Annotated in this window: 10 protein-coding genes; 5 read left to right on the forward strand and 5 right to left on the reverse strand. The window is 71.4% G+C overall.

What is annotated here, in order from left to right; all coding sequences use genetic code 11:
* Positions 1–348: DUF1501 domain-containing protein (locus FJ309_16035; protein MBM3956093.1), on the reverse strand; the 348-nt coding region annotated here is incomplete at its 3' end.
* A complete protein-coding gene (locus FJ309_16040; GenBank protein ID MBM3956094.1) occupies positions 338–3,211 on the reverse strand; it encodes a DUF1553 domain-containing protein in 2,874 nt (957 codons plus the stop codon). The genes FJ309_16035 and FJ309_16040, both read right to left, overlap by 11 nt.
* Positions 3,212–3,213: 2 nt before the next feature.
* Between FJ309_16040 and FJ309_16045 the strand changes: the two genes are divergently transcribed.
* Complete coding sequence (locus FJ309_16045; protein ID MBM3956095.1) at positions 3,214–3,987, forward strand: Bax inhibitor-1/YccA family protein; 774 nt, start codon at positions 3,214–3,216, stop codon at positions 3,985–3,987.
* A 118-nt stretch (positions 3,988–4,105) separates the two neighbouring features.
* On the opposite strand, the gene FJ309_16050 is transcribed toward FJ309_16045, so the two are convergent.
* Both FJ309_16050 and FJ309_16055 read right to left on the reverse strand, forming a co-directional pair.
* Complete coding sequence (locus tag FJ309_16050; protein ID MBM3956096.1) at positions 4,106–5,005, reverse strand: hypothetical protein; 900 nt, start codon at positions 5,003–5,005, stop codon at positions 4,106–4,108.
* A 4-nt stretch (positions 5,006–5,009) separates the two neighbouring features.
* Positions 5,010–5,558 carry a hypothetical protein gene (locus FJ309_16055; GenBank protein MBM3956097.1) on the reverse strand — a complete coding sequence of 183 codons (549 nt, stop codon included), beginning with the start codon at positions 5,556–5,558 and terminating at the stop codon, positions 5,010–5,012.
* A 345-nt stretch (positions 5,559–5,903) separates the two neighbouring features.
* Between FJ309_16055 and FJ309_16060 the strand changes: the two genes are divergently transcribed.
* Positions 5,904–7,376 (forward strand): sulfatase, encoded by a 1,473-nt coding sequence (locus tag FJ309_16060; GenBank protein ID MBM3956098.1) that lies wholly within the window; start codon positions 5,904–5,906, stop codon positions 7,374–7,376.
* 42 nt (positions 7,377–7,418) lie between these two features.
* A complete protein-coding gene (locus FJ309_16065) occupies positions 7,419–8,684 on the forward strand; it encodes an enoyl-ACP reductase (protein MBM3956099.1) in 1,266 nt (421 codons plus the stop codon).
* Positions 8,685–9,269: 585 nt separating this feature from the next.
* On the opposite strand, the gene FJ309_16070 is transcribed toward FJ309_16065, so the two are convergent.
* On the reverse strand, positions 9,270–9,704 hold the full coding sequence (locus tag FJ309_16070) for an EamA family transporter (GenBank protein MBM3956100.1): 435 nt from the start codon (positions 9,702–9,704) through the stop codon (positions 9,270–9,272).
* A 292-nt stretch (positions 9,705–9,996) separates the two neighbouring features.
* Between FJ309_16070 and FJ309_16075 the strand changes: the two genes are divergently transcribed.
* Together FJ309_16075 and FJ309_16080 are read left to right on the forward strand one after the other, a co-directional pair.
* Positions 9,997–11,199, forward strand: coding sequence for a TlpA family protein disulfide reductase (locus tag FJ309_16075; protein MBM3956101.1), 1,203 nt, complete (start codon positions 9,997–9,999; stop codon positions 11,197–11,199).
* Positions 11,200–11,347: 148 nt separating this feature from the next.
* Positions 11,348–11,617, forward strand: a 270-nt coding sequence (locus FJ309_16080) for an ABC-F family ATP-binding cassette domain-containing protein (protein MBM3956102.1), incomplete at its 3' end; no start/stop codon positions are given.

The raw sequence follows: 11,617 nt of genomic DNA on the forward strand, positions 1-11,617 counted from the left end.
CCGGAACGGCGTCCCGAGGAGGACGTTCTTGTTGCCGAGCTGGAAGGTCTCCACCGTGCCCGGATGGGGCTGCCCGCTCCGCTTCGACAGCTCCGGCTTGTGGTCGAAGAGATCCATCTGCGACGGCCCGCCGTTCTGGCAGAGCTGGATCACCGCCTTCGCCCGCCCGGGGAAGTGGCCGGGGCGCGGGGCGAGGGGCGAAGCTGCTGCGGCCGTCGGGGCGCCGTGCCCCTTGTCGGCGAGCAGCGCGGCGAGGACGAGGCCGCTGAACGAGCCCCCCAGGCTTGCCAGCGCCGCGCGGCGCGACGGCAGCGGATCCCGGCCCGGTGCGAAACGCTCACTCGACATGGAGAAACTCGTTGGAGGCCAGGAGCATGTGGCACAGGTCGGCCAGCGCCGCCGCCGCGGCCTCGTCGGCGCCGCGCCCCGCCGCGACGTGGTCGACCGCCTGCCCGACGAGAAACGCGGCGGCCCGCGCCCCTTCGGCGACCGTCGGCGGCCGCCCGTAAGCGAGCCGGTACGCCCGGTCGATCCGCGCGGCGTCGTCGGCCGGGGCCTCGCGCGCCACCCGCGCCCCCATCCGCTCGGCCTCGGCGAGGATGAACGCGCTGTTGAGCAGGGCCAGCGACTGCAGCGGCGTGGCCGACGTCACCCGCTCGGTGCAGTTGACCGCCATGATCGGCGCGTCGAACAGCTCGAGGAACTTGAGCGGATAGACACGGCGGGCGAGGAGGTACAGGCTCCGCCGGAAGGGGCTCGTCGGCATCGGCTCGGCCTTCGCCTCGGAGAGGCCGTCGGCCGGCGTCGTGATCGGCACCGGCGGGCCCCCCATGCTCCGATCGAGGCCGCCGGAGACGGCGAGGATCGCGTCGCGCACGATCTCGGCCTCGAGCCGGCGCAGGTTCATCCGCCACAGAAGGCGATTGTCGGGATCGATCCGTTTCCCCGCCGCGGCACCGTCGTCGCCCGTGGCGGGCCGTCGCGACGCCTGCCGGTAGGCCGTCGACAGCATGATCTGCCGGTGCAGCCGCTTCGTGCTCCAGCCATGCTCGACGAAGTCGACCGCCAGCCAGTCGAGCAGTTCCGGATGCGACGGTGGACTTCCGGAGCGGCCGAAGTTGCCCGGCGTGGCGACGATCCCACGGCCGAAGTGATGATGCCAGACGCGGTTGACGTGGACGCGGGCGGTGAGCGGGTGCCGCGGATCTGTCAGCCACCGCGCCAACGCCAACCGGCGACCGCTGCTCCCCGCCGCCGTTGGCTGGCCGATCGCGGGTGCCTCGCCCTCGGGCCCGAGCACCTCGGGAAAGCCCGGCTGGACGAGCACGCCCGGCGCCGCGACGACGCCGCGGCGGTGGACGCGCGACACCGGCGGCGCGCCCTCGTCCCACAGCGCCGTGATCCGGCCATACGAGCGCTTTTCCGCGGGCAGCGTTTCGCGGTTTCGCGCCCAACCGGCGAGCGATTCCTTCTCGGTGTCGGTCAGCGCCCCTTCCACGTCGGCCACCGGCAGCTCGAACGTGGCGGCGTCGAGCCCGAGGGCGGCCGCATGCCGGCTCACGAGGTCGCGCTGGGCTGCGGTCCTGTTCGTCGCCGCGACGGCGACGGCCTCGCGGGCTCCCTCGCGGTCCGCCTCGGGAAGTGCCGCGAGACGCGCGTCGAGAAGCCGTCGGCGGGCCGCGGACCGAGTATCGTCCTCGAGTTTCTTCTCGGCGGCCAGCCGCTCGTCGAGCGCGGCGTTGTGGGCGTCGATCGCCTGGCGTTGGGCCGGAGGGACGTCGGCGAGATGACGTGCCTTGGGAATCTTCCACGCCGTCACGTTGTAGGCCGGCTCGAAACAGGCCATCAGCCGGTAGTAGTCGCGCTGCGGCAGCGGGTCGTATTTGTGGTTGTGGCAGCGGCAGCAGTCCATCGTCAGGCCGAGCAGCGCCGTCGAGACCATGCTCACCGTCTCGTTGATCACCTCGTAGCGCTTCTCGACGCCGTACTGTGGCTCGTTGGTGTGGTCGTCGACCGTCCGGAGGAAGCCGGTCGCGGTCAGCAGCGCGACGGTGTCGGTGGTGAAGGCCTCCGCTGTCCGCCAGTCGACCAGCTCGTCGCCGGCGAGTTGCTCCGCGAGGAACCGATCGAACGGTTTGTCGTCGTTGACCGCCCCGATCACGTAGTCGCGGTAGCGCCACATCGCCTCGCCGCTGTCGTAGATCGTCGCCAGGTCGTTGTCGAGCTTGCTGTCGACGTAGCCGGCCGCGTCGAGCCAGTGGCGCCCCCAGCGCTCGCCGTGGTGGGGCGAGGCGAGCAGCTCGTCGACGAGCCGCTCGTAGGCGTCGGGGCGGTCGTCGGCGACGAATGCCTCGACCCGCGCCGGGTCGGGGGGCAGCCCGACGAGGTCGAACGTCGCCCGGCGGACGAGCGCCCGCTTGTCTGCATCGGGCGAAAACGAAAGCCCCGCCGCCTCGAGCTTCTCGAGCACGAAGGCGTCGATCGGCGTCCGCACCCGGGCGGCGCCGGCGACGGCCGGGAGGTCGGCCTTCCGCGGCGGCTGAAACGCCCAAAAACCGCGGTCGGCCGCGGTGACCTGGGTCCGCGGCGGCAGCCTGACGATCGGCTCGGCGGCCGGCGCCCCCGCTTGGACCCAGCGCCGCAGCAATTCGACGGTGGCGGCATCGACGGCGTCCGCGCCCTCCGGGGGCATCTGCCCCCGGGCGACGAGGTCGACGAGCAGGCTCGCGTCGGGGTCGCCGCGCACCACCGCCGGCCCGCTCTCGCCGCCACGGAGGATCTCGGAGGCGGAGCGGAGGTCGAGCGCGCCTTCCAGCGCGTCGTCGCCGTGGCAGGCGTGGCAGTGCCGACGGAGCACCGGCAGCACGTCCGACTCGAACGACGGCGGCGGCGCGTCGGGCCGGTCGCCGGCGGTGGCGCACGGCACGCCCTCCGCGCCTTCGTCGGCGCGGCAGAAGAGATCGAAGCCCGCCGCGATCAGCCAGCCCGACAGCAGCCACCGCCACGGCGAGCGCCGGATGGGCCGCATCGAGCGAACTCCTCGGCCGGAGGCGGGCTGGGGGACGACCACGACGCCACCAGTGAATATACCTATCCTGGGGGCCCTGCGATCCCGCTGCCACCCTTCCCGATCAACCTTTTCGGGGGGTGGTGCGTATACTTTATCATTGGTCTGGGTCGCTGCTTCTGGCTCCCTTCCGCGAGGTTCCATCCATGCGCACCGGAAACCCGACGCTCAACGACAAGACGTTCGAAAACTTCGGCGTTTTCCGGCGTGATCTCGCCGCCGAGCAATCCCCGGCGACGACGATGACCGTCCGCGGGACCGCGCAGAAGACGATGATCCTGCTCGTGATCGCATTCGCCTCCGCGTCGTTCACGTGGTCGAAGACGTTCGCCGCCGTCGAGGCCGACCCCGGCGCCGCGATGCCCTGGGCCCTCGGGGGAGCGGTCGTCGGCCTGCTGACGGCACTGGCGATCTGCCTGCGCCACTCCTGGGCGCCGACGCTTGCACCGGTCTACGCGGCGGCCGAGGGGTTGTTTCTCGGCGGCGTGTCGGCGAGCTTCGAGGCCCAGTATCCCGGGATCGTCATCCAGGCCGTCGGCGGCACGTTCGGCACGCTCGCCGGATTGCTGTTCGCCTACCAGTCGGGGCTCGTCAAGGCGACCGAGAACTTCAAGCTCGGCGTCGTCGCCGCGAGTTGCGGCATCGGACTGGTGTACCTGATGTCGATCCTCGGGTCGTGGTTCGGCTTCCCGATCCCGTTCATCCACTCCGCGGGCCCGATCGGCATCCTCTTCAGCCTCGCCGTCGTCGTGATCGCGGCGCTCAACCTCGTCCTCGACTTCGACTACATCGAGCAGGCATCCGACCGCGGGGCACCGAAAGAGCTCGAGTGGTACGGCGCGTTCGCGCTGATGGTGACGCTGGTCTGGCTGTACATCGAGATCCTCCGGCTGCTCTCCAAGCTCCGCAGCCGCGATTGACGGCTCCCCTGCGGCGAAGCGTCCACCGCAGCCCTCGCGCTCACCCCGGATCGCCCCGCGGGGCGCGGCGTCGCCGGCGGCGGTGCGTCCACGCTGCGGCGGCCACCCCGCCGGCGAGCTACACGATCGTGCTCGGCTCGGGGACCGCGTTGAAGCGCAGCTCGGTGACGCGCATCTGCCATTCGTTGGTGGCGCTGGCGAACTCCTGGATCGTCCAGAACCGGGTCGGGTCGCTCGGGTCGACCTGGAGCGCCGAGTAGTCGCCCCAGCGGTTGCGGCCGGCGCCGTCGAGGCGGCTGTAGTTGGCAAGGCCGGCCTGGAGGAGCTGCTCGGTGCCCCACGTCACGCTCGTGCCGTCGAACTGGCCGGCGATGGCGTAAGTGCTCACGTAGGTCGCGTCATCCGACCCGGAGAAGCCGATCGCGATCGCGCCCGACTCGTTGACGGCAATCGACGGGTAGTAGGCCCACAGGGCCGCGTTCGACAGCGGGACCGTTCCCTCGAATTCGAGCGTGTTGGTCGTCGCGTCGAGGCGGTAGACGACGGTCCGCGACTTGCCCCCGTCGTCGAACGAGTGCGCTCCCCAGATCTTGCCGTTGACGAGCACCGGAGACGCGCTGAAGCGCGCGTCGCCGGCATCGATGTTGTCGTTGGCCCCGAGCTGGGGGGCGTTGATGTCCCCCATCGACCTGGTCTGCGTCTGCACGAACCGGTTGCCGGTGAGCGTCGGGTTGGCGACCGCACCGCTGATCGTCGACACCTGGAGGAAGCTGTTGTTGAATCGCGACGCCAGGTAGCCGACGTTCGGCGAACTGTTGGAGTAGTCGTACACCGGATGGAGCGTGAAGCCGTTGCTGTCGACGAGCCGCGGCGACGGGGCCGCGGTGGTGTCGGCAAAGTACTTGTTGCCGGTCAGCGACGGGGCCCCGGCAGTAAGGCTCGCCTTGGGGATCGTCAGCACCGAGATCGACGTCGACGTCGTCCCGGCCACCCCGAACATGTTGTTGCTGATCGTCACCCAGTCACCGTTGATGCCGAGTGTCGGGTAGTCGGCCCAGCGCAGGTCGGTCGGATCGGCATCGAACCGGAACGCCCGCCAGTTGCCCGCCGAGGGATCGCTTCCCGTCGTGACGCCGACGAGGATCCCGCTGGTGGTCGACCGGAGGGAGTCGACCGGAGGGAGTCGACCGGAGGGAGTCGACCGCGGTCGCGAACCAGCGGCCGCTGTGGCGGTCGTACATCACACGCGGGTCGAACGAAAAGCTCTGCACGCTCCCGCCGCCCCCCGCGGCCAGGGCCGTGTTCCAAAAGCTGTCGAGTGACCGGGCCTCCTGCTGGACGCCGGTCTTGCCATACCGGGCGAAGCGCCCGTTGATCAGTTCGACGTAGTCGGAAGGGCCGATCGCCCCCATCGTGTCGGGCGGGATGAATCCCGACTGATTGATCGATGACCCGTTGAAGTTCGCACCGAGCGTGAAGCTCGGCGCCTGGGCAAGCGCCCCGCCGTCGGGCGCGCTGGCCGCGCAGGCGAGGAGCGCCAGGGCGATGGCACGGTGGATCGGTCGGCGCATATGGCTCCCTCCGAAGGCTGCCCGCGGCCCATGCGACCACGGTGCGACCGAACGCAGTGCAAATCCGGCGCCAATGGGACCGACAATCGCGATAGCCGGTTGCGGGGCGCTTTCCGCAGGGCACACAACGGAGCCGTGCCCTTACTCTGGCGGAGCCCGCCCCGCCGCCGGAGCGAATCGCCCCCACTGCGCTGTAGTGATTCGCTCCGGCCTCCGTCGTGGCAGCTTGCCTGGGAATGAATTCCCTGCTGTCGGTTCGCACCGTGACCTGTGTTCCGATACACCGGTTTCCATCGCACTGACTACACTCGCGCCCAACCCGAACCACGACCGGAAGGAATCGCGATGCGAGCGGGCTGGTGGCTGGTGATATCGCTCCTGCTCGCGACAGCCGTGGCGACCGTCGCCAACGCGGCCGACGGGAAGCGCCCCGATGTCCTGGTGATCCTCACCGACGACATGCGCCCCGACGCGCTGGGCGTCGTGCAGCGCGAGCAGGGGGATCGCGCGCTGTTCCCCTGGTTCCAGACGCCCCACCTCGACCGGCTCGCCGCCGAGGGCTGCCGGTTCGCCAACGCCTTCGTGACCACGTCGCTCTGCTCGCCGAGCCGGGCCTCGCTGATCTCCGGCCGCTACGCCCACCGCCACGGCGTGCGCGACAACTTCACCGACTACCCCGCCGCCCTGCCGGGCTACCCGCGCCGCCTCCAGGAGGCGGGCTACGAGACGGCGTACATCGGTAAGTGGCACATGGGGGAAAACGACGACCAGCGCCGCCCCGGGTTCGACTTCTGGATGAGCCACAAGGGCCAGGGTGCCTACCACGACAACGAATTCAACGTGGACGGCGAGCGGCGCGTGATCCCCGGGTATTACACGACCGTGGTCACCGACGCGGCGCTCGACTGGCTCGCCCGGCCCCATGACAAGCCCTGGCTCCTCGTCGTCGGCCACAAGGCGCCCCACGGTGGGCCGATCGTCCCCGAGGAACGCTACGCCCACGCCTTCGACGACCACCCCGTCGTCAAGCCGGCGAGCGCCGAGAGCTACCGGGCGGCCGACGGCAAGCCGGAGTGGCTCGAGCGCTCCTACCCCACCTGGCACGGCCTCGGCGGGCCGCTCTACGGCCAGCAGGAGTACGGAAAGTTCGTCCGCGTTTACCTCGGTTGCATCGCCTCGGTCGACGACAGCGTCGGCCGGATCATCGAGCGGCTGCGCGACACCGGCCGGCTCGACGACACGGTCGTGATCTTCACCAGCGACAACGGCTTCGCCCTCGGCGAGCACGGCCGCGTCGACAAGCGCACCGCCTACGAGGAGAGCATCCGCGTGCCGCTGCTCGTCCGCTATCCGCGCCGCGCTCGCCCCGGCAGCGTGGTCCGGTCGATGGTCCTGTCGCTCGATCTCGCCCCGAGCATCCTCGACCTGTGCGGGCTCCCTCCCCTCCCCGATGCCGACGGCCGCTCGTGGGCGCCGTTGCTCGCCGGCGACGCCAGCGGCTGGCGGACGTCGTTCCTCTACCACTACGACTACGAGCGGCAGTTTCCCTTCACCCCCAACGTCCGCGCGGTGCGCACGGCCGACTGGAAATACATCCGCTACCCGCACGGCGACGGCGGCCCCGACCGCCACGCCGCCGAGCTCTACGACCTTCGCACCGACCCGCTCGAGATGCGAAACCTCGCCGCCGATCCGGCCCACGCAGCCGACGTCGCCCGGCTCGCCGCCGAGCTCGTGCGGCTCCAGGAGCGCCACGGTGCCCTGCCCGACCGGCTCCCGCTCGACGAGGGGATTCGAAACGAGCTGCCGAAGTTCTGACACGGCTCGTCCCGAGCCCGCCGATCCCGTGGAGGACCTCGGATGACAGGGCACGCCCCCCGCGAGTTCGACATCGTCGTCCACGGCGCGAGCGGATTCGTCGGCCGGCTCGTGGCCGGGCACCTCGCTCGGCACGCGCCCGCAGGCGTGCGGATCGCCCTCTCCGGGCGAAGCGCGGAAAAGCTCGCCGCCGTGCGCGCCACGCTCCCCGGCGCCGCCGACTGGCCGATTGTCGTCGCCGATGCCGCCGACGCGGCCGCGCTCCGCGCTCTCGCCGCCCGGACGCGCGTCGTCGCGACCACGGTCGGCCCCTACGCCCGCCACGGCGTGCCGCTGGTGGAGGCGTGCGCCACCGCCGGCACCGACTCCGTCGACCTCACCGGCGAGGTGGTGTTCGTCAGGGAGTGCATCGACCGGTTCCACGGCGCCGCCCGGACGTCGGGCGCGCGGATCGTCAACGCCTGCGGGTTCGACTCGATACCCTCCGACCTCGGCGTCTGGATCACCGCGCGGCGGGCCGCGGCCGACGGCGCCGGCACGCTCGGCGCGACGGCGCTGGTGATGCGGAAGGCAAAGGGGGGATTCAGCGGCGGCACGATCGACTCGCTCCGCCAGCAGCTGCGGATGACGGGCGCCGACCCCGCCCTCGCGCGGCTCGTCGCCGATCCGTTCGGCCTCGACCCGGTCCGGCGGGCGCCGTCGGCCGGCGGCTGGCCGTTGCGCGACGCCGACGTCGCCTGGCCGCGCCACGACCGGAGCCTCGGCGAGTGGGTCGGCCCGTTCGTGATGGCCCCGTTCAACACGCGGATCGTCCGCCGGTCGCACGCGCTGCTCGATGGCGGTTATGGCCCCGACTTCCACTACCAGGAGCTCGTCGGGTTCGGCACGTCGCTCGCTTCTCCGCTACGGGCCCTGGCGATGACGCTCGGCTTCGGTGCCCTCGTCGCCGGCCTCGGCTTCGGCCCCACGCGCCGGCTCCTCGACCGGCTCCTCCCGGCCCCCGGGGAAGGTCCGGACGACGAGGCCCGGGCCAACGGCATGTTCGCGCTCGACATCGTCGCCGGCACGACCGGCGGCACGCGCTACCGCACGCGCGTCGCGGCCCAGGGGGATCCCGGCTACGCGGCGACGTCGCTGATGCTCGGCGAAAGTGCGCTGGCGCTGGTCGTGAACCGCGACCGGCTGCCGGACCGTGCCGGCGTGCTCACGCCGGCGACGGCCTTCGGAGACGTGCTCGTCGACCGGCTCCGCGCCGCCGGGATGACGTTCGTAACGACGGCGATTCCCACCACCGCCCGGTCCGGGTGAGCGCCGGGGGACCGCGGGCTTGTCGTCGGGCGCGACTCGGCATGGGTCGCGCGGTTCGGGTGCGATAGGCTACCGCGACGTGCTCGACGGCCGCGAGGTCTGGGTGGCGAACCACGTCTCCGACTCGGTGAGCGTGATCGACACCGCTCCGGGGAGCCCGACCCGGTTCCGCGTCGTCGCCACGGTCCAGGACATCGAGAGATCGTCAATGCCGCCGGCGACAATCCCTCGACGGCGCTCGTCGCGGTCAACGCCGCCGACGGCACCGTCTTCCAGGCCTGGGGCGACGCCCGCGGGGCGACCTTCACCGGCACCTGGATCCAGGCCGACGACGGGGCGCTCGTGTCGCGGGTCTCGATCACGGGGGCCGACGGCAACCGCTTCGACCTCTCGATCCGCCATCGCCTGTCCGGCGCCGACACGATGACGATCACGCTCGAGCTTCCCGAGCCGATCGTCGTCGAGATGGTCCGCGCCGGCGACTGACGCCGCGCGTGCCGGCCGGGCGGGCGCCGCCTCGGTAGCCCGACGCCGCCGGATGGGCACGGGTGACCCTGTCGGCGGCAGGCGCTCGACCCCGGTCGGTCAGCGCTTCAGCGCGAGGACGAGCACGCCGGTGGCGACGAGGACGATCCCCGCCCACTCCCTCGCCGCGGGCCGCTCGTGGAGGAACAGGAATGCGAACACCGCCACGAGCACCACGCTGAGCTTGTCCACCGGCGCGACCTTCGACGCCTCGCCCATTTTCAGCGCGCGGAAGTAGCACACCCACGACGCCCCCGTCGCCATCCCGGACAGCGCCAGGAAGAGGAGCGTCTTCGCCGGGAGCGTGAGGGGATCACGCCCCTTTCCCGTCGCCCAGACGAACGCCGCCAGGAGCACGAGGATGATCGCCGCCCGCACGAGCGTGGCGAGGTCGGAATCGATCCCCTCGACGCCGATCTTGGCGAAGATCGCCGTCAGCGCCGCGAAAGCCGCCGACAACAGCGCCCACACGAACCAACTCGACGTCGCTTCCATGGATCGCTCCCGCCATGAACGTGTCTCGGTCGCTCGCCAGCCGGCAGCTTACCGACCGGGCCGGCGCACGGCCGCGGCCCGGACACCGGCGACACCCGCGCTGCCCCGGCCGCGCACGGGGCGGTGAATTGCCACGCCGCGCCAGGTGCATTACAGTCGACCGCGCGACGGACCGGGCGGGGCGGCCGTCGTCGCCGATCGGCGCGGGCCGTCGGGGCTGCCCGAGGCACCGCCCCGGCACGCGGCGTGCGTGCCTGCCATTCTTCCCCGTCTCCGACCTCCGGCGGCCATCATGACCCATCCCGCGCCCTCGTCGATCGGCTGGTTGCCCGGTGCCGTGGTCCTCCTCGCGGCCTGCGCCGGCGCCGCCGGCGAGGTCGAACAGCGCTTCCTCGCCGAAGGAGTGACCCGCCGCATCGGCGGCTACCGCCCGATCCGCGCGCCGATGGATCAGGAAGCGGGCATCGTGAAGGTCGCGCCGGAAGGGCTCGTGCGGCCGGCCTACGGCCTGCTCACGCTCGGTGAATCGTCGTGGGCGTTCGTCATCGACCAGCCCGAGGAGGGTCCGGGCCGGCTGTGGGTCGACACCAACGCCGACGGCGACCTGACGAACGATCCGGCGACGACATGGGAGCCGAAGCAGCAGGGCGATTCGACGACCTATTCCGGGACCGCGACGATAAACCTCGGCGACGGCAACGTCGGCAGCATCGGCGTGTACCGCTTCGATCCCAACGACCCGCGCCGGGCCCAGCTGGCCAACGTCCTCCTCTGGTACGTCGACTTCGGCCACGAGTACGCCTTCGAGATCGACGGCGAGAAGCTGACGACGTTCACGGCCGGTACGCCCGACGCGGAGGCGACGTTGCCGATCGACCGCAACGGCGACGGCGACATCAGCCGCAACTACGAGGTCGCCACGATCGGCAAGCCGTTCAACTTCACCGGGTCGACGATGGTGTTTTCGCTCGCCGACGGCCGGCTCACGCTCGCCCCGGCCGCCGAGGAACTGCCGCGCCGGCCCCTGCCCCCCGACCTGCGGATCGGGCAGCCGGCGCTGGCCTTCTCCGCCACCGACCTCGACGGCGACTCGATCGAGTTTCCCGGGCGCTACGCCGGCAAAATCGTGATGCTCGACTTCTGGGCGACCTGGTGCGGCCCCTGCATCGCGGAGATCCCCAACGTGAAGCGCGCCTACGACGACTGGCACGACGCCGGCTTCGAGATCCTCGGCGTGAGCCTCGACGGCGACGACGACGAGGAGAAGGTGCGGCAGTTCCTCGTCGACCGGGAGCTGCCCTGGAAGCAAATCCACGACGGCCGGGGACGGCCGGCCTCGCTGGCGCAGCAGTACGACGTGAGCGGGATCCCGTTCGTGCTGCTCGTCGACGGCGACTCGGGGAAGATCCTCGGCACGTCGCGTGAGCTCCGCGGGCCGAAGCTCACGGCATTCATCGGCGAGACGCTGAAGGCCAAGCAGGCCCCCGCGCCGTGACGACCGCGACGGGACCAGTCAAGGCGCCTGCCGAGTCGATATCACCTATCGTATCCGGGTGGTCGGCTTTTCGGTGCTGGACGTCACTCGACCGCGCGACCACCGAGCCCTTGTATCAACGCGCCGGCGCTGCCCCCGGACCCGACGGATGCCCCTGATCACGCTCCGCGACCTCTCGATCCGCTTCCACGGCCTGCCGCTCCTCGACGACGTCACCTGCCATGTCGAGCGCGGGCAGCGCGTCGGACTCCTCGGCCGCAACGGCGCCGGCAAGACCACGCTCATGCGCCTAGTCGCCGGGGCCGTCAAGCCCGACTCGGGTGCCGTGATCGTGGCCCCCGGCACGACGGTGGCGCTGTTGCAGCAGGACGTGCCCGACGACATGTCTGGCACCGTCCACGACATCGTCGCCGCCGGG

It is taken from the genome of Planctomycetota bacterium, from assembly GCA_016872555.1.
GTDB lineage: Bacteria > Planctomycetota > Planctomycetia > Pirellulales > UBA1268 > F1-20-MAGs016.